Origin of the sequence: Paenibacillus sp. B01 (genome assembly GCF_009649995.1) — a bacterium.
Classification (GTDB): domain Bacteria; phylum Bacillota; class Bacilli; order Paenibacillales; family Paenibacillaceae; genus Paenibacillus_O; species Paenibacillus_O pasadenensis.
The window spans coordinates 3,325,059-3,343,801 of the sequence record NZ_CP045802.1 but is presented as its reverse complement, the minus strand read 5'-3'; the positions used below and the strand labels follow the sequence as shown (position 1 = coordinate 3,343,801).

Below are 18,743 nucleotides of genomic sequence, written 5' to 3'. Positions count from 1 at the left end.
AGGGCTCTCGCCATGTCCAAAGCGATGCAAGCCCTGACAGGGCGACAGAAGGCAGCGATTCTCCTCATTACGCTCGGCCCGGAAGTATCCGCCCAGATCTTCAAAAACCTGAGGGAGGAAGAGATCGAGCAGCTGACGCTCGAGATCGCGAACGTCCGCAAGGTCGACAGCTCGGAGCGGGACCTGATCATGAGCGAGTTCTATCAGATCTGCCTGGCGCAGGAATACATCTCGCAAGGCGGCATCGCCTACGCGAAGGACATCCTCGAAAAAGCGCTCGGCGCGCAGAAGGCCCAGGAAGTGCTGAGCCGCCTGACGGCGACGCTGCAGGTGCGGCCGTTCGACTTCGCCCGCAAGGCGGAGCCGACGCAGATCCTCAACTTCATCCAAAACGAGAATCCGCAGACGATCGCGCTCGTGCTGTCCTATCTGCAGCCGGAGCAAGCGTCCCATATCCTTTCCTCGCTGCCCCAGGAGAAGCAGGCGGATGTCGCGCGCAGGGTGGCCCTTATGGACAGCACCTCCCCGGATGTCATCTCGCAGGTCGAGCGCGTGCTCGAGCAGAAGCTCTCGGCGACCGTCACCCAGGATTATACGAATGCAGGCGGCATCGATTCGATCGTCCAGATTTTGAACGGCGTCGACCGCGGCACCGAGCGGACGATCCTCGACTCGCTCGAGATTCAGGATCCGGAGCTTGCCGAAGAGATCAAGAAGCGGATGTTCGTCTTCGAAGACATCGTCAGCATCGACAACCGCTCGATCCAGCGCATCATCCGCGACATCGAGAACGCGGACCTGCAGCTGGCGCTCAAGGTCGCGAGCGAGGAGGTCAGGGAAGCGATCTTCCGCAACATGTCCAAACGGATGGCCGAGACGTTCAAGGAAGAGATGGAATTCATGGGGCCGGTGCGGCTGCGTGACGTGGAGGAAGCTCAGACCCGCATCGTAGCGACGATCCGCAGGCTCGAGGAAGCGGGAGACATCATCATCGCCCGCGGCGGAGGAGATGACATCATTGTCTAATCTCATCAAATCTTCCTATGTACGGCCCAAGAGCGGCTCTCAGCCGCTCGAACGCTTTTATGCCCGGGCCGGAGGCGGCATGCAGGCGCCGATCACGACGGGTGACGGCGAGGCGCTGCCGCCGCAGCCGACTCTCGACGAAGCGACGGACCGGCTGCGGCGGCAAGTGCTCGATGACGCTCGGAGCGTCGCGGACGACATGCTCGCCGATGCGGCTCGAAGATCGGACGAGATGCTCGAGCAGGCGCAGCGCGAGATGGACGAGTGGTGGCATGCGCGGCGCGCCGATGACGACCGCCTCGTCGAGGAGGTCCGGTCTGCGGCCTATGAAGCCGGATTCCAGTCCGGCCGCGACGATGCGGAGGCACGGCTCCGGGAAGAGTGGGAGCAGCGTATCCAGGAAGCGTCGGGCATCCTGGCCTCGTCCTACGCGATGCGGGAGCAGATCATCCAAGAAGCGGAGCCGTTCCTTATCGAGCTGAGCTGCGCGATCGCAGAAAAGCTCGTCGGCAGGCAGCTGACGCTGGAGCCAGACTGGGCGGCCGAGCTGGTCAAAAAGGCGCTGTCCCGGCGCAAGGAGCATGGCGTCATCGTGCTTTGCGTCGCGCCGGCGCAGCTGGCTGCTGTCCAGGCGGCGCGGGACGAGCTTGAGCTGTCGATCGACTCGCAGGCCGAGCTGCAGATTTTGCCGGACGCCACCGTGAAGGATCACGGCTGCGTCATCCGGTCCGCCTTCGGCAGCATCGATGCCCGGATCGATACGCAGCTCGCCGAGATCAAGCGCGAGCTCGTGCAGCTCGCGCAGCAGCGGGAAGGCCAGGAGGCGGCTTCATGAAAGAGCTCTCGGCTGCACGCTACATCGAGCATCTGGGCGGAATCGACCCGGTGCGCGTAAACGGAAAGGTGACGCAAGTCATCGGGCTGACGATCGAGAGCGAAGGACCGGACGCGAGCATCGGAGACGTCTGCCAGATCTATCCCGGCAAAGGCGCTCCTCCGCTGCTGGCCGAGGTTGTCGGCTTCCGCGACAACCGCCTCGTGCTCATGCCGCTCGGCGAGCTGAACGCGATCGGCCCCGGCTGCGACGTCGTCGGGACGGGCAAGCCGCTCACCGTGCAAGTCGGCTCGGAGCTGCTCGGCAAGGTGCTCGACGGCTTGGGGCGGCCGCTGGACGGCAGCTTCATCCCGAGCCGGATGGTGCGTTACCCGACGACAGCTCCTCCGAGCAATCCTCTGTTCCGTCCGCGCGTCACCGAACCGCTCGGCATCGGCATCCGGGCGATCGACGGACTGCTCACCGTCGGACAAGGCCAGCGGGTCGGCATCTTCGCCGGCTCCGGTGTCGGCAAGAGCACGCTGCTCGGCATGATCGCCCGCAATACGGCCGCCGACGTGAATGTCATCGCCCTCATCGGCGAGCGCGGACGCGAGGTGCTCGAGTTCATCGAGAAGGATCTCGGTCCGGAAGGACTGGCCCGCTCGGTCGTGATCGTCGCGACGTCGGATCAGCCGGCGCTCATCCGGATCAAAGGAGCGGTCATCGCAACGACGATCGCCGAATATTTCCGGGACCGGGGCTTGAACGTCATGCTCATGATGGATTCCGTGACGCGCTATGCGATGGCGCAGCGGGAAGTCGGCCTGGCTATCGGCGAGCCGCCGGCGACGCGAGGCTACACGCCTTCCGTCTTTGCCGGCCTGCCGAAGCTGCTGGAGCGAGCCGGCACAGGACCGAGCGGGTCGATCACCGCCTTCTACACGGTGCTCGTCGACGGGGACGACATGAACGAGCCGGTCGCGGATGCGGTTCGAGGCATTTTGGACGGGCATATCGTGTTGAGCCGGGACCTTGCCCATAAGGGACATTTTCCGGCGATCGACGTGCTGAGCTCGGTGAGCCGCGTCATGAACGAGATCGCGGATGAGGACCATCGGCAGGCGGCCACGGCGCTCAAGCGCTTGCTCGCCGTTTATAGGGATTCGGAGGACCTCATCCATATCGGGGCGTATCAAAGCGGCTCCAACGCCGATATCGACGAGGCGGTCGCGCAGATGGACTTCATCCAGAGCTTCACCCGGCAGCGGACGAGCGAAAAGGACGAGTTCCACGAAACCGTCCGGCAGCTGACCGATCACTTCAATAAGTAGGAGCTGAACGAACCTATGGCGTCATTCCGGTATGCCTATCAAAGCATCGTCAACCTCAAGCAAAGCGAGACGACTCAAGCCGAATGGGGGCTCAGCGCCGCTCTCGGCCTGCTGAAGGCGGAAGAAATGTCGCTGGAGGAGCTGAGAAGCGAGCGCAGGCGCTGGGAAGAGAAGCTGATCCGGCAGGGCGAGCGAGGCAGCACGCTGGACGAGCTTCAGCAGATCCAGCATTTCATCCGGCATCTGGACAAGACGATCTGCCTCAAGGAAAAAAAGGTCCAGGAGGCGGAGCAGGAAGTGAGTCAGTCCCGCTCGATCCTGTCGGAGCGGAAGGTTCAGGAGAAGATCTGGATGAAGTCCAAGGAAAAGGCCTGGCAGAAGTTCAGAAGCGCCCTGCTGGCCGGAGAGCAGGCCGAGCTGGACGAGATCGCGGTCCAGCGGCATGCCCGCATGGCTCAGTCCTGACAATCGCCAGGGCGCGCTCGGGCGCAGGAAGACGGGGAAGCGCAGCGCCCCCGGGGGGGATGACAAGTGGCAAAAGAAGAAATGGAAAAGCAAGGCTACAGCGGAATCGAACGAATGCTGTTTTTCGTGACGCCGCTGCTGTTCACGGTAGTGCTTGTAATGGTGCTGTTCGTCGTCTTCAACCCGTCGCTGAGGGAAAGGCTGATCGATGCCGGTAGAGGCGTGCCGGTCGTCGGAGCGTTGCTGCCCGGCGACGCCTCCGAGCCGGAAGGCTCTGCCGTGCTGAAGGAGCAGGACGACAAGAGGCTGGCGAGCCTGCAGGCGGAGCTGTCCGCGGCCAAGGCTAAGCTCGAAGCGGCGGATTCCGAAAAATCCGGGCTGGAAGCTCAGGTGAAGTCGCTGCAGGAGCAGATCGACGGCTTGATCAAAACGAGCGATGCGGAAAAGCTGAGCGCCGAGCAGTATCAAGGCAAGATTGCCGAGCTCGCCGGCATGTTCGCCTCGATGACGGCGAGCAAGGCGGCTCCGATTCTGGAGAACATGACGCTGGAGGAATCGATTCTCGTGCTCGGCTCGATGGACAGCCGGGCTCAGGGAGCGATCCTGGCCAAAATGGATCCGAAGCGGGCGGCTCAGACGGCGGCCCGCATGAAGGACAGCGAGCCGGTCAAGGATCAGCAGATCGCCGCGCTGCAATCGCGGCTGCGGCTCGAGGCGACCTCGACGGAGACGGCTTCGGCCATCCTGAACCAGGAGCAGCTCACCAAGACGTTCGAGAGCATGAACGCCGCCCAGGCTGCGCCGCTGCTGCTCCAGATGGCCGATATGAGCGCCAGCAAGGTGCTGCGCATCCTCAGCTCGGTAAGCGACGCGACCCGCTCCTCGCTCGTGGCGGAGATGTCCAAGACAGACAAAAAAATGACCTCCCAGCTGGTCTCCAAGCTGATGGCCGGGAAATGATCGAGGAGGGATAACGGATGGAAATGGCGATAACGCAATCGACAGTTCCGACTGCCGGCTCATCGCCGGTAGGAACGGCGGCAGCGAAGATCAGCGCAAGCTCGTCCGCCGGAACGGCGTTCCAGCAGCTGATCGGCTCGATGAACGCCGCTGGAGGATCGACCTCCGCAGCGGGACAAGCAGGCGCAGCCGGCTCGGCGGCAGCTTCTCCGCAAGGGGAAGCGGCAACGCTGCTGCAGGCGGCGATCGCGCAGCTGGCGGGCCTCGCTCCCGGCACGCCGGCAAGCGCGGCGGATGCGGTCTCCGGCGCAGAGAAGGAAGACGGAGCCGAAGCGGCGGAGGCCGAAAAGGCGGGTGCATCCGGCGAATCGGCGGAAGGAACGCTGCTCGGCCAGCTGGACGAGCTGCTCGACCTGCTGACGGATCTGCAGGACGCGGACGCCGCGCTGTCCGACGAGGCGATGGACGCAGCCGCTTCCGAGCTCGGAGCGCTGCTGGCGCTGCTCGGACTGCCGGCTCCGCAAGCTCAACCGGCCGCCGTCGGCGCAGATCAGGCCGCTTCGCCGGACTCGCTGCAAGGAGCGGCGGCAGGCAAGCCGCTCGTGCTGGAATCGCTGCTCGTCCTGCATCAAGCGCTGCAGGACGGCAAGCCGCTCAAGCTTGGCGCGTCCGACGCCTCCGCGCTCGTGAGCCGGCAGCTCGCCAAGCTCGGCGAGCTGCTCGCCGGCACGGAGCGCTCCACCGCCGGAGGCCGCGCAGGCGGTGCCGCGGACGGGCAGGCGGCGATCGCCGTCAAAGCGGCTCCCGCCGCCTTCTTGGAGCGGCTGAACGCCGCGTCCGCCCAAGTGAGGGCGGCTCTCGAGGCGAAGCCGTCCGCGGCTCGAGCGGCGGAAGCGGCACCGGCCGCGGCAATCGACGCGGCGCCGGGAGCGCTGCCGGGCTCCGCTTCGTCGGAGGCGGCACCGCAGCTGTCGGCACCGGCCGCTCCGGCTCCGCAGCCGGGAGCTGCGCAGACGGCCGCGCTGCCGGTCGTGGCGATGCGGCGCTTCGCCGAGGAGATGGCGGGCATCATGCTGCAAAAGCTCGATATCACGGCAAGCGGACAGTCGAGCGAAGCGCGGATTTTGCTCAACCCCGAGCATTTGGGCCAAGTCGACATCAAGCTTCATCTGCACAACGGCCAGCTGACCGCTCTCTTCCTCGCCGACTCGCCGGCGGCTCGCGAGGCGATCGAGAACCAGCTCGCCCAGCTCCGCCAGTCGCTGCAGCTCCAAGGAATCCAGGTCGATCGGATGGAGGTCGGAAGCGGCGAGCTGCAGACGAGCCTCTCCTTCGGCCAGCAGCAAGGCGGCGGCGGACGGGGACAGAGCTTCACCGGCGGCGGGCGCGCGACGGAGGAAGCGGCGGCGCTGCGCGAAGCCGACGCGGCCACGCAGACGGCGATCCGCGAGCTCGGATTCGGGCGCTCGGTCAATGAGACGGCTTAAGCCGAACGAAGGAGGGACGGCATGGCTCAAGTAAACGCGATCTATCCCTATATCAGCCAAAAGAATGCTTCCGCCTCGGCGACGAGCATGGACAACTCGACGATGGGCAAGGACGCCTTCCTGCAGCTGCTCGTCGCGCAGCTGAAATATCAGGATCCGCTCAAGCCGGCGGACAATACGACCTACATCGCCCAGCTCGCCCAGTTCTCGTCGGTCGAGCAGCTGTCCAACATCTCCGGCCAGCTCAACCTGCAGGGACAGAACCTCGGCCTGACGTCGGATCTCATCGGACGAACGGTCCAATGGGATGTCTATGACGCGGCCGGCAGGCTGACGACGGAGAGCGGCATCGTGGAGTCGATCATCTTGAAGGACGGCATGCAATATGTCATCTCCGCCGGCCAGAGCATTCCGCTGGACGCCGTCAAGCAGGTCGACGGCGGGGCGGCCGAGCCGGACGAATCCGGAACGGCTCCGGAGGCCGATACGGCCGACGCTTGATCGGACAGTCCAAAGGGAACATGCGGAACGAATGCAACGAGGTCCAGAACATCACCTATTCAGGAGGTTATTCAAATGCTTAGATCCATGTACTCCGGCGTATCCGGCATGCGCGGCTTCCAGACGAAGCTTGATGTCATCGGCAACAATATCGCCAACGTCAATACGGTCGGGTTCAAAGCCGGGCGCGTCATGTTCCAGGACATCCTCAGCCAGACCGTATCCGGGGCCAGCCAAGCGGAAGACGGCGTGCGCGGGGGCAAGAACGCGCAGCAGATCGGTCTCGGCGTCACGGTCGCTTCGGTCGACACGCTCCATACGGCGGGCAGCGCGATGACGACGAACGTTCCGACCGACCTGCGCATCGACGGCGACGGATTTTTCGCCGTTCGTCCGGCCGGCATGGAAGACGGCTTCTATCTGACGCGCGCGGGCAACTTCTCCGTCGACGCGGCGGGACAGCTCGTGACGGCGGACGGCGGGCTCGTGCTCAGCTCCGACGGCGAGCCGATCTCCCTGGCGGGAGTGAACGCGTATTCGATCGGCAAGAACGGCACGATCGTCGGCATCAACGCCGACGGCACGACCGGCGACGAGATCGCGACGATCGGCGTCGTGCAGGTGCAGAACCCGAACGGACTCGAGAAGATGGGCGCCAACCTGTACCGCTCCAGCGTGAACTCCAACGTCGAGGAGCTGGCGATCGGCGTGCCCGGCGACGCCGAGACCGGCACCGGCACGATCGTGGCCGGGCAGCTGGAGATGTCCAACGTGGACCTGACGAGCGAGTTTACGGAAATGATCGTCGCTCAGCGCGGCTTCCAGTCGAACTCCCGCATCATTACGACTTCCGATGAGATTCTGCAGGAGCTGGTCAATCTCAAGCGCTAACCGATGACGCTCCGGGCCTTGCTCCCGCGGCGCCGGCCTCTCCGCCGGCGCCGCAGTCGATGCCGCGGGGCCGCTCGTCGAGAAGGGAGTCCCATGGTCCAAGTAACGAGGCTGAACGGCAGCCGCCTCATGATCAACGCGCTGCTGATCGAGCTGATCGAAGAAACGCCGGATACGCTCCTTACGCTGACCACCGGCAAAAAAATGGTCATTCAGGAATCGGCCGAAGTGCTGACAGGCCGGATCGTCGAGTATCAACGGTCCATCGGCTTGCTGGCCGCTTCCGTGAAGGGCGCAGTGACGGAGGAATAACCGCGATGAAAAAAATGCTTCCCTGGTTGATCACGACCTTGCTGGCCATATCTTTGATCGCCGTCGTGGCCGTGTTCCTCTGGAATTCGGTCCTCGGCGACCCGAAGACGGCTGAAGGCGAGGGCAAGCCTGCCGTCGCAGCGGCGGCGAAGCCGATGTCCGCGGAAGAGCGGCTCGGCGTCACGCTCGAACTGAAGGACATCAAGCGGAACCTGAAGGACGAGGACAAGCTCGTCATCATCAGCTTCGCTTTCCAGCTGGACAAAAAAGCGGCGAAAGAGGAGCTCGACCAGATCAAGGACATCGCGGTCAAGCCGATCATCAACCGCATCCTCGCGGACACGGCGGCAGCCGACCTGCAAGGCTCCGCCGGACAAGATGCGCTCGAAGCGAAGCTGCTCAACGAAGTAAACAAGATTTTGCCGGAGGGTAAGCTGGTCAAGGTTTCGATAACCGACTATCTTCTCACGGATATTTGAGGCCGGAGCATCAGGCAAGGAGGTGAGAGAGTGGTAGATGTTCTGTCCCAAAATGAAATTGACGCGCTGCTGGCGGCTCTTTCATCCGGCGAGATGGATGCGGAAGAGCTCAAGAAGGAAGAGAGCCAGCGCAAGATCCGCTCGTACGACTTCAAGCGCGCGGTGCGGTTTTCCAAGGACCACATCCGCAGCCTGACGCGAATCCATGAAAACTTCGCGCGTTTCCTGACGACGTACTTCTCCGCGCAGCTACGCACGTTCGTGCAGATCAACGTCGTGCAGGTCGAGCAGCTGCCGTACGACGAGTTCATCCGGTCGATCCCGAAAATGACGATCCTGAACATATTCGAAGCGGAGCCTCTCGAGGGCCGGATGGTGCTCGAGGTCCATCCGAACGTCGCGTTCGCGATGGTGGACCGGCTGCTGGGCGGGGCCGGGACCGCTCCGTCCAAAATCGGAGCGCTCACCGAAATCGAGACGATGATCATGGAGAAAATTTTCAGCCGCGCGTTCGAAAGCCTCCAGGAGGCGTGGAAAACGGTCATCGATATTTCGCCTCGCCTGGACTCGCTCGAGACGAATCCGCAGTTCATGCAGATCGTCTCGCCCAACGAGACGATCGCTCTCATCTCGCTCAGCACGAAAATCGGCGATACGACCGGCATGATCAACCTGTGCATCCCGCATGTCGTCATCGAGCCGATCATGCCGAGACTGTCCGTGCACCACTGGTTCGTCTCGCAGAAGAAATCCAGAGCTCCGGAAGAAGTCGAAATGCTGGAGCAGAGGGTACATAAAGCAAAGCTTCCGATCATCGCGGAGCTGGGCGAGTCCTCGATCACGGTCAGCGAGTTCATGAGCCTGGCTGTCGGAGACGTGATCTCCCTCAACAAAACGGCCGGCGAAGGGCTGCATATCAAAGTTGGAGAGAAGCTGAAGTTCATCGGCAGCCCGGGGTCGGTCCGCGACCGGCTCGCGGTCCAGGTCGAGGAGATCGTACGTGAAGGAGCGGAAGAAGATTATGACGAGTAAGGATTACCTGTCCCAGGAAGAAATCGACGCGCTGCTCCGGCAGAGCTCCGGCGAAGCCGAAGCGGCGCCGTCCAGCGGCAGCGACCGGATCGAGGATTACCTGAGCGGCATCGAGCAGGACGCGCTCGGCGAGATCGGCAACATCACCTTCGGAAGCGCCGCTACGGCGCTGTCTACGCTGCTCGGCCGCAAGGTCGACATTACGACTCCGCAAGTCGCGCTGATCCGCCGCTCGGAGCTCGGCGACGCGTTTCCTAAGCCGCATGTCGCCGTGTCGGTCAGCTATGTGGAAGGCTTCGAGGGCATCAACTCCCTCGTCATCAAGACGAAGGACGCCGGCGTCATCGCCGATCTGATGCTCGGAGGCGAAGGCATCGTCGGGCAGCAGGAGCTGAACGACATCCACATCAGCGCCGTGCAGGAAGCGATGAACCAGATGATGGGCTCGTCCGCGACCTCGATGTCGACGATCTTCAACCGCATGGTGAACATCTCGCCGCCAGGCATCGACATCCTGGACGTGGAGCAGGGCGGGGGAATGCAGCAGCTGCCTCCGGACGACGTGTTCATCAAGATCAGCTTCCGCCTCATGATCGGCGATCTCATCGACTCGACGATCATGCAGCTGCTGCCGGTCAATTTCGCCAAGCAGATGGTCGACTCGCTGATGGGCGGATCCAGCTCTCAGGAAGCGGCGCCAGCCGCAGCGCCGGCTCCTGCGCCGGCCCCGACGCCAGCGCCTTCGCCGGCCGCGGAGCCGCAGCAGCAGGCTGCGCCAGCCGCGCCGCCACAGGCGGCGGTCCCGCAGCAGGCGTACTCGGCTCCGTACCCCGATCCGATGATGCCGGCCGCAGCGGCAGCTCCGCAGACGCTCGGCACGCCAGCCGGACGGAACGTGAGCGTGCAGCCGGTCCAGTTCGGCGGCTTCCAGCCTGGAGGCTTCGCCAATCCGGACGAGACGAACCTCGGCCTGCTGCTCGACATCCCGCTCAAGGTGACGGTCGAGCTCGGACGCACCCAAAAGCAGATCAAGGACATCCTTGAGCTGTCCCAAGGCTCGATCATCGAGCTGGACAAGCTCGCCGGCGAGCCGGTCGACATCCTGGTCAACAACAAGCTGATCGCAAAAGGCGAAGTCGTTGTCATCGACGAGAATTTCGGCGTCCGCGTGACGGATATCGTCAGCCAGTGGGACCGCATCGCGAAAATACAGTAACTTACATCCTGGGAGGAAATGACAATGGCAAACCGTATTCTTATCGTGGATGATGCAGCCTTCATGCGAATGATGATTCGCGATATCCTGACCAAAAACGGCTACGAGGTCGTAGGAGAGGCGCAGGACGGCTCGCAGGCGATCGAAAAGTACAAGGAGCTCAAGCCGGATCTCATCACGATGGACATCACGATGCCCGAGATGGACGGCATTGCCGCGCTTAAGGAAATCAAAAAGATGGATGCCAACGTCAAGGTCATCATGTGCTCGGCGATGGGCCAGCAGGCGATGGTCATCGATGCGATCCAGGCCGGCGCCAAAGACTTCATCGTGAAGCCTTTCCAAGCCGATCGGGTCATCGAGGCGATCAAGAAAACGCTGGGCTGATCGTGAGCGTCGGAATCATCGCTTTCCTGCAAACCGCTCCTGCTGCCGCCGGGGCGGCAAGCGCTTCGCCCGACCCGGGAAGCCTGCTATTCCCTTCTCCCGCCGCCGAGCTCGACGGCGCGCCTCAGTTCACGGCCGGAAGCATGACGGGCAGTTTGATCTGGATGATCGTCGCGCTGGCGCTCGTCATCGGCCTGATCATGCTGCTCATCCGTTTCCTGTCCAGACGCAATCAGCTCTGGAACGGCGCTCGCACGCTGCAGTCGCTCGGCGGTCTGACGCTCGCCCCGAACAAGTCGATGCAGCTGGTCGAGGCCGGGGGCAAGATCTACGTGCTCGGCGTCGGGGACGACGTAGCGGTTCTGGATGTCATTGCCGATCCGGAGCAGGTGGCGGAGCTGAAAGGGAAGCTCGTCGAGCAAGGAATGGGAAAAAGTCCGATCGGGGATTGGCTGAAGGCCGTGCAGGAGCGCAAGGCCGTCCGGAAGGACGGGCAAATGCCGGATCGGGCCGACGAGGCAAAACGGTTTGAACGGATGCTTCAACAAAAGCTGGAGCAGCAGTCCAAGAAGCAGGAGCAAATGGAGCGGCTGCTGCAGGAAACCACGGACAGGGAACGGTTGAGAGAAGAATGAAAAGGAAATGGATGCTGGCGCTGCCCGCCATGCTTGCCCTATCGGCCTCTGCGGCGGCGGCCGCTTATGCGGAGCCTTTGCCGGGCATCGATATCAGCATCGGCGGAGGGGAATCGGGAGGATCGAGCGCGATCTCGCTGCTGCTGATGATCACGGTGCTGACGCTGGCCCCGTCGTTCCTGATTCTGATGACGAGCTTCACGCGCATCGTCATCGTGCTCGGGTTCGTGCGTACCTCGCTCGGAACGCAGCAGATGCCGCCCAACCAGGTGCTGATCGGACTGGCGTTGTTCCTGACGCTGTTCATCATGTCGCCGACGCTGTCACAGGTGAACGAAACGGCGCTGCAGCCCTACCTGAAAGGCGAGCTGACGCAGACCGAAGCGCTGCAAGAGGCGTCGGTCCCGATGAAGAAGTTCATGTTCCAGCATACGAGAGAAAAGGATCTGCTGCTGTTCCTGGACTACTCCCAAGCGGAGAAGCCGGAAACGTACGAGGACATCCCGATCACGGTGCTTGTGCCGGCCTACGCCATCAGCGAGCTGAAGACGGCGTTCCAGATGGGCTTCATGATCTTCATCCCGTTTCTGATCATCGATATGGTCGTCTCCAGCACGCTGATGGCGATGGGCATGATGATGCTGCCTCCCGTCATGATCTCGCTTCCGTTCAAGATCCTCTTGTTCGTGCTCGTCGACGGCTGGTATCTGATCGTGAAGTCGCTGCTGCTCAGTTTCGGGACTTCATGAGTCCAGCGGGAGGGGATCAGGCATGAATTCGGACTTTATCATCGGCTTGGCCGGACAAGCCGTGCTCGTCGTCTTGAAGGCCAGCGCGCCGATGCTCATCCTCGGCCTCGTCGTCGGCCTCGTCATCAGCATCTTCCAGGCGACGACGCAGATCCAGGAGCAGACGCTGGCCTTCGTGCCGAAGATCGTGGCGGTGTTCGCAGCGCTGCTGCTGTTCGGACCTTGGATTCTCAGCACGCTGGTCGACTTCACGTACAATCTGCTGAACAACTTGCACCATTACATCGGGTAGGCGAGAGATGGACGCATTCATCCAGGGGTTTCCCGTCTTTCTGTTGATTTTTTGTCGAATCACTTCTTTTTTTGTCGTCGCACCCGTCTTCGCCTCCCGCACCGTGCCGGCGAGAATCAAGATCGGGCTCGGCGGCTTTGTCTCCTACCTGGTCTACCTGACGTACGGCACGGGACAGCAAGCGGTGCCGAATGCCGTCTACGTGCTGACCGTCCTGCAGGAAATTCTCGTCGGACTTCTGCTCGGCTTCATCGTCTACCTATTCTTCACGCTCGTCCAGACAGCGGGAGCGTTCATCGACCTGCAGGTCGGATTCGCGATGGCGAACGTCGTCGATCCGCTGACGGGCATCTCGGCTCCGATTACCGGCAACTTCAAGTACATGGTGCTGCTGCTGCTGTTCCTGACGATGAACGGCCATCTGCATTTGCTGCAGGCGCTGATGAACAGCTATCGCTGGATGCCGCTCGACCTGCATCTGTACGCGTTCATCGCGGACGGGACGATCAGCGAGTTTCTTATTAAAGGATTCTCCCAATCGTTCCTGCTGGCGCTGCAGATCGCCGCTCCGATCATCGTCGCGATGTTCCTGACCGACGTCGGGCTCGGATTTCTGGCAAAGACGGCTCCTCAGTACAATGTGTTCGTCATCGGAGCGCCGCTCAAGATCCTGCTCGGCGTGCTGCTGCTCGTGCTGCTCATGCCTTCGCTCGGCGTGCTGTTCGGCCACATCTTCTCCATCGTCTTCGATTTTCTCGGCGAGCTGTTCGGAGACATCCAGGGCGGAACGCCATGATCGCCGGAAGGAGGGAGCTTATGGACCGCAGGCTGCGCTTCCGGGTCGATCTCCAGCTGTTCAACGGGGAGAAGACGGAAGACGCCACGCCGAAGAAAAAGCAGGAGGCTCGGAACAAAGGGCAGGTAGCCAAGACGCAGGAGCTTGGCGGAGCCTTCATCATCCTGTTCGTTTTCGGAAGCTTCTATATGCTGGGCGGCTTCTATAAAGAAAGGATCTACCGGCTGTTCGGCAGCCTGTTCAACGACTGGCTGCAGATGACGCTGTCCGACGGCAACACGATGTCGCTGTTCTATGACGTCATGGTCCAGATCCTTATCCTGATCGCGCCGATCCTGCTGCTCGTGTTCATCGCCGGCCTGATCGTCAACTACGCGCAGATCGGATTCCTGTTCACGGGCGAGCCGCTCAAGCCGGACTTCAAGAAGCTCGATCCGATCAAAGGGCTCAAGAACATCTTCTCAGCCCGATCGCTGGTCGAGTTTCTCAAGAGCATCCTCAAGCTTACGGTCGTCGGCTTCCTCGTCTTCTCGGCGATCTGGGGAGAATGGGACCGGATCCTGCTGCTCGCGCATGTGCCGGTGGAGCAGATCTTCCGTTTCACCGCGGGGCTCGTGCTCAAGCTGGGCCTGCAGTTCGGCGCGCTGCTCATCGTCATCGGGGTGCTCGATTATTTTTATCAGCGCTACGAGCATGAGAAGAGCTTGCGGATGTCCAAGCAGGACATCAAGGACGAATATGTCAAGACGGAAGGCAATCCGCTCATCAAAGGCAAGATCAAGGAACGCCAGCGCCGGATGGCGCTGCAGCGGATGATGCAGGAAGTGCCGAAAGCCGATGTCGTCATCACCAACCCGACGCACTTCGCGATCGCGATCAAGTACGAGGGCGGGAAGATGGAGGCTCCGGTCATTCTCGCGAAGGGAATGGATTACGTCGCTCTGAGGATCAAGGAAATCGCCAAGGAGAACGGGGTCATGACCATGGAGAACCGGCCGCTGGCGAGAGCGCTGTACGACCGGGCCGAGATCGGGGATACGATCCCCGCGGACCTGTTCCAAGCGGTCGCCGAAGTTCTGGCCTATGTATACAAGCTGAAGGGCCGCAGCAAATCATCTTAACTTGAGTGAACCGGAGGCATTCGTCATGAAACTGAGGGACCTGGCAGTTTTGGTGGGGGTTATCGGCATCGTCATGATGATGGTCATCCCTGTGCCTACTTTCCTGATGGACGTCCTGCTCGTAATCAACATATCGGTCGCGCTCATCATTCTCTTAATAGCGATGAACACGAAAGAGGCGCTGGACTTCTCGATCTTTCCGGCGCTGCTGCTGATTACGACGCTGTTCAGGCTTGCCCTGAACGTATCGACCACGCGCAACATTCTCGTGCATGCCCATGCGGGCGAAGTGGTCATGACCTTCGGGAACTGGGTCGCCGGCGGTCAGGTCGCCATCGGCTTCGTCGTCTTCCTCATCCTCGTCGTCGTCCAGTTCATCGTCATCACGAAAGGCTCCGAACGCGTCGCCGAGGTCGCCGCAAGGTTCACTCTCGACGCGATGCCCGGCAAGCAGATGAGCATCGACGCCGATCTGAACGCCGGCCTGATCAACGAGCAGCAAGCGCGCGCGCGGCGCTCCAAGATCGAGCGGGAAGCGGACTTCTATGGATCGATGGACGGCGCGAGCAAGTTCGTCAAGGGCGATGCGATTGCCTCGATCATCATCCTCATCATCAACCTGCTCGGCGGCTTCATCATCGGCATGACCGTCAAGGGCATGGGCTTCGGCGAAGCGCTTCAGACCTATTCGATCCTGACGATCGGCGACGGTCTCGTCAGCCAGATCCCGGCGCTGCTCATCTCCACGGCCGCAGGCCTGATCGTGACGAGAGCGGCATCCGAGGGCAACCTGGCCCACGATCTCAGCTTGCAGATGATGCGCTATCCGCATCTGCTGTACGTCGTCGCCGGCACGATCGCGCTGCTCGGACTGTTTACGCCGATCGGCGTCGTCCGCACGTTCCCGATCGCCATCCTGATCGCCTTCCTCGGCTGGAAGATGCAGGGGGCGCAGAGCAAGCAGCTGCAGGAGCAGGAGCAGCTCGTCGAGGAGCAGCAGATCGAGGAGGTGCGGAGTCCGGAAAGCGTCGTCAGCCTGCTGCAGGTCGATCCGATCGAATTCGAGTTCGGCTACGGGCTCATCCCGCTCGCCGACACGCAGCAAGGCGGCGACCTGCTGGACCGGATCATCATGATCCGCAGGCAATGCGCGCTTGAGCTCGGGCTCGTCGTGCCGGTCATCCGGATCCGCGACAACATCCAGCTGCGCCCGAACGAATACGTCATCAAGCTCAAGGGCAATCAGGTCGCTCGCGGCGATCTGCTGCTGAACCACTATCTGGCGATGAGCCCGGGCTTCGAGGACGAGTCGATCATCGGCATCGAGACGACGGAGCCGGCGTTCGGACTTCCAGCGCTGTGGATCGACGAAGCGACGAAGGAGCGGGCGGAGATGTCCGGCTATACGGTTGTCGATCCGCCGTCGGTCGTCGCCACGCATCTGACCGAGATCATCAAGCGGCATGCGCATGAGCTACTCGGCAGGCAGGAGGCCAAGGCGCTCGTCGACAATGTGCGCGAGGCGTATCCGGCGCTCGTCGACGAGCTCATCCCGTCGATCATGACGGTCGGAGACGTCCAGAAGGTGCTGGCCAAGCTGCTGAAGGAAAAGATCTCGATCCGCGATCTGGTGACGATCTTCGAGACGCTGGCCGATCACGGCCTGTACACCAAGGACCCCGACATCCTGACCGAATACGCGAGACAGGCGCTTTCGCGCCAGATCACGCAGCAGTTCAGCGCGGGCGGCGGTTCGATGAAGGTCATCACGGTCAGCCCGGCGCTCGAGAAGCGCATCGCCGAATCGGTGCAGCAGACGGAGCAGGGCAGCTATCTGGCGATGGATCCGGTCGCTTCCCAGCAGATCTGCAGCCGCATCAGCGAGCAGGTTTCCCGCCAGATCCAGTCCGGCCATCAGCCGGTCGTGCTGGCGTCGCCTACGATCCGCATGTATTTGCGGCAATTGATCGAGCGGGTGATGGGCGACGTGCCGGTGCTGTCCTACAGCGAGCTTGAGCCGTCGGTTGAAGTCCAGAGCGTAGGGACGGTGAGCTTGTGAAGGTAAAGCGATATGTCGTCGCATCCGTGCCGGAGGCGCTGCCGCTCATCCGCGGCGATCTCGGCAGCGATGCGGTCATTCTCAGCACCAAGGAAATCAAGACCGGAGGCGTGCTCGGCCTGTTCGGCAAGCGCCGCATGGAAGTCATCGCGGCAGCGGAGACGAAGCCCGTTCCGAAGCCTGCTCCGGCGCGCCAGCCGGCGGCGAGGCCGGCTGCAGCCCTTGCGGCTTCGCCGAGCGGGCTGGGGATGGCGGAAGAAGCCCAGGCAGAGCCCGCGACAACGCTTGGACGTCCGGCGGAGCCTCCTGCGGAGAGCTGGCGTCGTCCGGAGCCGCCGCCGAAACCTCTGCCGGAGGCGCCATCGCCTCCGCCTCGGCGGGATCGGATGCCGACGGACGGCCGTCCGTCGGCGGACGCGTTGCAGGACGAGCTGCTGCAGGAGGTTCGCGGCCTCAAGACGTGGATCCGCCAGCTCGGCCTCCAGCAGGAAGCGGACGGCCGCAGCGAGCCGCTGCGCCAGCTCATGGAGCGGCTGGAGCGGCAGGAGGTCGCTGCCGAATGGCGCGACAGGCTTCTCGAGGAGCTGCTGACGGAGCCGGACTTCGAGTCGTTGTCCCTGCAGCCCGAGGCGCTGCGGGAAGCGGCTCGAGCCATAATCGAGCGATGGCTGTCGCCGTTCGAAGCGGGGGGCGACATCCTCGACCAGGCGAGGACGATCCATTTCGTCGGACCGACCGGCGTCGGCAAAACGACGACGATCGCCAAGCTGGCCGCATGCGAGACGCTGCAGCGCCAGCGGTCGGTCGGCCTGATCACGGCCGACACGTACCGGATCGCGGCGGTCGACCAGCTGCGCACGTACGCCGACATCCTCGGCGTTCCGCTCGAGGTCGTCTTTTCGCCGGCCGAGGCGGCGCGGGCGTTCCAGCAGCTGGCGGACAAGGATATCGTGCTGATGGACACGGCGGGACGCAATTACCGCAGCGAGCTGCAGATCAACGAGGTGAGCAGCATGCTGCGGACGGGATCGGCGAGCGAGACTTGCCTCGTGCTCAGCCTCACGGCAAGGACAGCGGATATGGAATCGGTGGCGCTTCCGTTCATCGAGCACGGCGTAACGAAAGCGATCTTCACGAAGCTTGACGAGACGCGAGTGTACGGAGCTTTGCTGAACCTGTCGCTGTCGCATCGGCTCCAGCCGCTCTACATCGCCTCGGGCCAGACGGTGCCGGACGATCTGGAGCGCTTCAGCAGCCGCCGCTACGCCGCCTTGCTGATCGGAGACGGGGCGGATGTCTGATCAGGCGCAGGCGCTTCGCGATCTGATCCGACGGCAGCACGCCTCCTCGGCGGCAGAGCCGCCGAGGTCGACGCGCATCTTGACGGTAGCAAGCGGGAAGGGAGGCGTCGGCAAGTCGAACTTCAGCCTGAACTTCGCGCTGTCGCTGCAGAAGCTCGGCCAAAAGGTGCTCGTGTTCGACGCCGACATCGGCATGGCCAATCTCGACGTGCTGATGGGGGTGTCGGCTCCGTATTCGCTCTATCATCTCTTCCGGGGCGAGCGGCCGATTCGGGACATCATCCAGCTCGGTCCGGGAGGGATCCACTTCATCGCCGGCGGCTCCGGATTCCGCGAGCTGCTCCATCTCAGCGAGGAGCAGCTGCAGCAGGCGGATCGGGAGATCGAGCGGCTGCAGGGAGAGTACGACTTCATCCTGTTCGATACCGGGGCGGGACTCAGCAAGGAAGCGGAGCGCTTCATCGGCGCCTCCCACGAGAGCATCGTCGTCACGACGCCGGAGCCGACCTCGATCACCGACGCCTATGCGCTCGTCAAGATGGTGTCGCATAGCCGGCCGGACGCAAGCTTCCGGCTGCTCGTGAACCGGGCGGCGGACGAACGGGAAGGACGCCATACCGCCGAAAAGATGGATCTCGCGGCGCAGCGCTTCCTGGACATCCGCCTTCCATTCTTAGGCAGCGTCGCGGATGATCCGCATGTCGGCAAGGCGGTCCGGCGGCAGACGCCGTTCACGCTCGCGTACCCGGACTGCAAGGCGTCGCGCGACGTGCTGGCGGCGGCCAGAGGCTACCTGGATCTTCCTCGCGGAGATGCCTCCCGCACAGTCAAAGGCTTCTTTCATCAATGGTTCAATCGCAAACGCAACCTTTGACTTCATGACAAG

21 protein-coding genes are annotated in these 18,743 nt (G+C 62.7%); all 21 read left to right on the top strand.

Annotated features, from left to right (window positions below):
- Nucleotides 1-12 precede the first annotated feature (12 nt).
- The 21 genes from fliG to GE073_RS14320 all read left to right on the top strand — a co-directional run bounded on the left by fliG (nt 13) and on the right by GE073_RS14320 (nt 18,731).
- Nucleotides 13-1,026: a flagellar motor switch protein FliG gene (fliG, locus tag GE073_RS14420; protein ID WP_028597436.1), complete on the top strand. Its 1,014-nt coding sequence runs from the start codon at nt 13-15 to the stop codon at nt 1,024-1,026.
- Nucleotides 1,019-1,861 (top strand): FliH/SctL family protein, encoded by an 843-nt coding sequence (locus GE073_RS14415; RefSeq protein WP_028597435.1) that lies wholly within the window; start codon nt 1,019-1,021, stop codon nt 1,859-1,861. Before fliG ends, GE073_RS14415 begins: the two co-directional genes overlap by 8 nt.
- A complete protein-coding gene (gene fliI / locus GE073_RS14410; protein ID WP_028597434.1) occupies nt 1,858-3,174 on the top strand; it encodes a flagellar protein export ATPase FliI in 1,317 nt (438 codons plus the stop codon). The genes GE073_RS14415 and fliI overlap by 4 nt, the downstream gene beginning before the upstream one ends.
- A 15-nt stretch (nt 3,175-3,189) precedes the next feature.
- Nucleotides 3,190-3,639 (top strand): flagellar export protein FliJ, encoded by a 450-nt coding sequence (fliJ, locus tag GE073_RS14405; RefSeq protein WP_101809238.1) that lies wholly within the window; start codon nt 3,190-3,192, stop codon nt 3,637-3,639.
- A 66-nt stretch (nt 3,640-3,705) separates the two neighbouring features.
- Nucleotides 3,706-4,599 (top strand): MotE family protein, encoded by an 894-nt coding sequence (locus GE073_RS14400; RefSeq protein ID WP_028597432.1) that lies wholly within the window; start codon nt 3,706-3,708, stop codon nt 4,597-4,599.
- A gap of 17 nt (nt 4,600-4,616) precedes the next feature.
- Nucleotides 4,617-6,086 carry a flagellar hook-length control protein FliK gene (locus GE073_RS14395; RefSeq protein ID WP_028597431.1) on the top strand — a complete coding sequence of 490 codons (1,470 nt, stop codon included), beginning with the start codon at nt 4,617-4,619 and terminating at the stop codon, nt 6,084-6,086.
- Between the two features lie 21 nt (nt 6,087-6,107).
- Nucleotides 6,108-6,587: a flagellar hook capping FlgD N-terminal domain-containing protein gene (locus GE073_RS14390; RefSeq protein ID WP_052332924.1), complete on the top strand. Its 480-nt coding sequence runs from the start codon at nt 6,108-6,110 to the stop codon at nt 6,585-6,587.
- Nucleotides 6,588-6,662: 75 nt separating this feature from the next.
- The gene (locus tag GE073_RS14385) at nt 6,663-7,478 is read left to right on the top strand and encodes a flagellar hook-basal body complex protein (protein WP_028597430.1); all 816 of its coding nucleotides are present in this window, start codon (nt 6,663-6,665) and stop codon (nt 7,476-7,478) included.
- A 93-nt stretch (nt 7,479-7,571) separates the two neighbouring features.
- A complete protein-coding gene (locus GE073_RS14380) occupies nt 7,572-7,790 on the top strand; it encodes a flagellar FlbD family protein (RefSeq protein ID WP_028597429.1) in 219 nt (72 codons plus the stop codon).
- 5 nt (nt 7,791-7,795) lie between these two features.
- The gene (locus GE073_RS14375; protein ID WP_028597428.1) at nt 7,796-8,269 is read left to right on the top strand and encodes a flagellar basal body-associated FliL family protein; all 474 of its coding nucleotides are present in this window, start codon (nt 7,796-7,798) and stop codon (nt 8,267-8,269) included.
- A 30-nt stretch (nt 8,270-8,299) separates the two neighbouring features.
- Nucleotides 8,300-9,301 (top strand): flagellar motor switch protein FliM, encoded by a 1,002-nt coding sequence (gene fliM / locus GE073_RS14370; protein ID WP_028597427.1) that lies wholly within the window; start codon nt 8,300-8,302, stop codon nt 9,299-9,301.
- Nucleotides 9,291-10,517, top strand: a complete 1,227-nt coding sequence (fliY, locus tag GE073_RS14365) for a flagellar motor switch phosphatase FliY (protein WP_028597426.1) — start codon at nt 9,291-9,293, stop codon at nt 10,515-10,517. Before fliM ends, fliY begins: the two co-directional genes overlap by 11 nt.
- Nucleotides 10,518-10,541: 24 nt before the next feature.
- Nucleotides 10,542-10,904, top strand: a complete 363-nt coding sequence (locus GE073_RS14360) for a response regulator (protein ID WP_028597425.1) — start codon at nt 10,542-10,544, stop codon at nt 10,902-10,904.
- 2 nt (nt 10,905-10,906) lie between these two features.
- Nucleotides 10,907-11,539 carry a flagellar biosynthetic protein FliO gene (locus GE073_RS14355; RefSeq protein ID WP_052332923.1) on the top strand — a complete coding sequence of 211 codons (633 nt, stop codon included), beginning with the start codon at nt 10,907-10,909 and terminating at the stop codon, nt 11,537-11,539.
- Nucleotides 11,536-12,288: a flagellar type III secretion system pore protein FliP gene (gene fliP, locus GE073_RS14350; protein ID WP_028597423.1), complete on the top strand. Its 753-nt coding sequence runs from the start codon at nt 11,536-11,538 to the stop codon at nt 12,286-12,288. The genes GE073_RS14355 and fliP overlap by 4 nt, the downstream gene beginning before the upstream one ends.
- A 22-nt stretch (nt 12,289-12,310) precedes the next feature.
- A complete protein-coding gene (gene fliQ / locus GE073_RS14345; RefSeq protein ID WP_028597422.1) occupies nt 12,311-12,580 on the top strand; it encodes a flagellar biosynthesis protein FliQ in 270 nt (89 codons plus the stop codon).
- Nucleotides 12,581-12,587: 7 nt separating this feature from the next.
- Complete coding sequence (fliR, locus tag GE073_RS14340; protein ID WP_028597421.1) at nt 12,588-13,376, top strand: flagellar biosynthetic protein FliR; 789 nt, start codon at nt 12,588-12,590, stop codon at nt 13,374-13,376.
- A 20-nt stretch (nt 13,377-13,396) separates the two neighbouring features.
- Nucleotides 13,397-14,497, top strand: a complete 1,101-nt coding sequence (flhB, locus tag GE073_RS14335; protein WP_028597420.1) for a flagellar biosynthesis protein FlhB — start codon at nt 13,397-13,399, stop codon at nt 14,495-14,497.
- A gap of 25 nt (nt 14,498-14,522) precedes the next feature.
- Entirely contained in the window at nt 14,523-16,556 is a 2,034-nt protein-coding gene (gene flhA, locus GE073_RS14330; RefSeq protein ID WP_028597419.1) for a flagellar biosynthesis protein FlhA, read from the top strand.
- Nucleotides 16,553-17,857 carry a flagellar biosynthesis GTPase FlhF gene (flhF, locus tag GE073_RS14325; RefSeq protein WP_153783728.1) on the top strand — a complete coding sequence of 435 codons (1,305 nt, stop codon included), beginning with the start codon at nt 16,553-16,555 and terminating at the stop codon, nt 17,855-17,857. The genes flhA and flhF overlap by 4 nt, the downstream gene beginning before the upstream one ends.
- Entirely contained in the window at nt 17,850-18,731 is an 882-nt protein-coding gene (locus GE073_RS14320) for a MinD/ParA family protein (RefSeq protein WP_153783727.1), read from the top strand. Before flhF ends, GE073_RS14320 begins: the two co-directional genes overlap by 8 nt.
- Nucleotides 18,732-18,743 lie beyond the last annotated feature (12 nt).

Excerpts from the sequence above, each read along its gene's own strand:
- fliI (WP_028597434.1), top strand. The coding sequence starts at position 1,858 with ATGAAAGAGCTCTCGGCTGCACGCTACATCGAGCATCTGGGCGGAATC.
- flhA (WP_028597419.1), top strand. The coding sequence starts at position 14,523 with ATGAAACTGAGGGACCTGGCAGTTTTGGTGGGGGTTATCGGCATCGTC.
- GE073_RS14380 (WP_028597429.1), top strand. The coding sequence starts at position 7,572 with ATGGTCCAAGTAACGAGGCTGAACGGCAGCCGCCTCATGATCAACGCG.
- GE073_RS14390 (WP_052332924.1), top strand. The coding sequence starts at position 6,108 with ATGGCTCAAGTAAACGCGATCTATCCCTATATCAGCCAAAAGAATGCT.
- fliR (WP_028597421.1), top strand. The coding sequence starts at position 12,588 with ATGGACGCATTCATCCAGGGGTTTCCCGTCTTTCTGTTGATTTTTTGT.
- fliG (WP_028597436.1), top strand. The coding sequence starts at position 13 with ATGTCCAAAGCGATGCAAGCCCTGACAGGGCGACAGAAGGCAGCGATT.
- fliQ (WP_028597422.1), top strand. The coding sequence starts at position 12,311 with ATGAATTCGGACTTTATCATCGGCTTGGCCGGACAAGCCGTGCTCGTC.
- GE073_RS14385 (WP_028597430.1), top strand. The coding sequence starts at position 6,663 with ATGCTTAGATCCATGTACTCCGGCGTATCCGGCATGCGCGGCTTCCAG.
- fliJ (WP_101809238.1), top strand. The coding sequence starts at position 3,190 with ATGGCGTCATTCCGGTATGCCTATCAAAGCATCGTCAACCTCAAGCAA.
- fliP (WP_028597423.1), top strand. The coding sequence starts at position 11,536 with ATGAAAAGGAAATGGATGCTGGCGCTGCCCGCCATGCTTGCCCTATCG.
- GE073_RS14320 (WP_153783727.1), top strand. The coding sequence starts at position 17,850 with ATGTCTGATCAGGCGCAGGCGCTTCGCGATCTGATCCGACGGCAGCAC.
- GE073_RS14375 (WP_028597428.1), top strand. The coding sequence starts at position 7,796 with ATGAAAAAAATGCTTCCCTGGTTGATCACGACCTTGCTGGCCATATCT.
- GE073_RS14395 (WP_028597431.1), top strand. The coding sequence starts at position 4,617 with ATGGAAATGGCGATAACGCAATCGACAGTTCCGACTGCCGGCTCATCG.
- fliY (WP_028597426.1), top strand. The coding sequence starts at position 9,291 with ATGACGAGTAAGGATTACCTGTCCCAGGAAGAAATCGACGCGCTGCTC.
- GE073_RS14360 (WP_028597425.1), top strand. The coding sequence starts at position 10,542 with ATGGCAAACCGTATTCTTATCGTGGATGATGCAGCCTTCATGCGAATG.
- flhB (WP_028597420.1), top strand. The coding sequence starts at position 13,397 with ATGGACCGCAGGCTGCGCTTCCGGGTCGATCTCCAGCTGTTCAACGGG.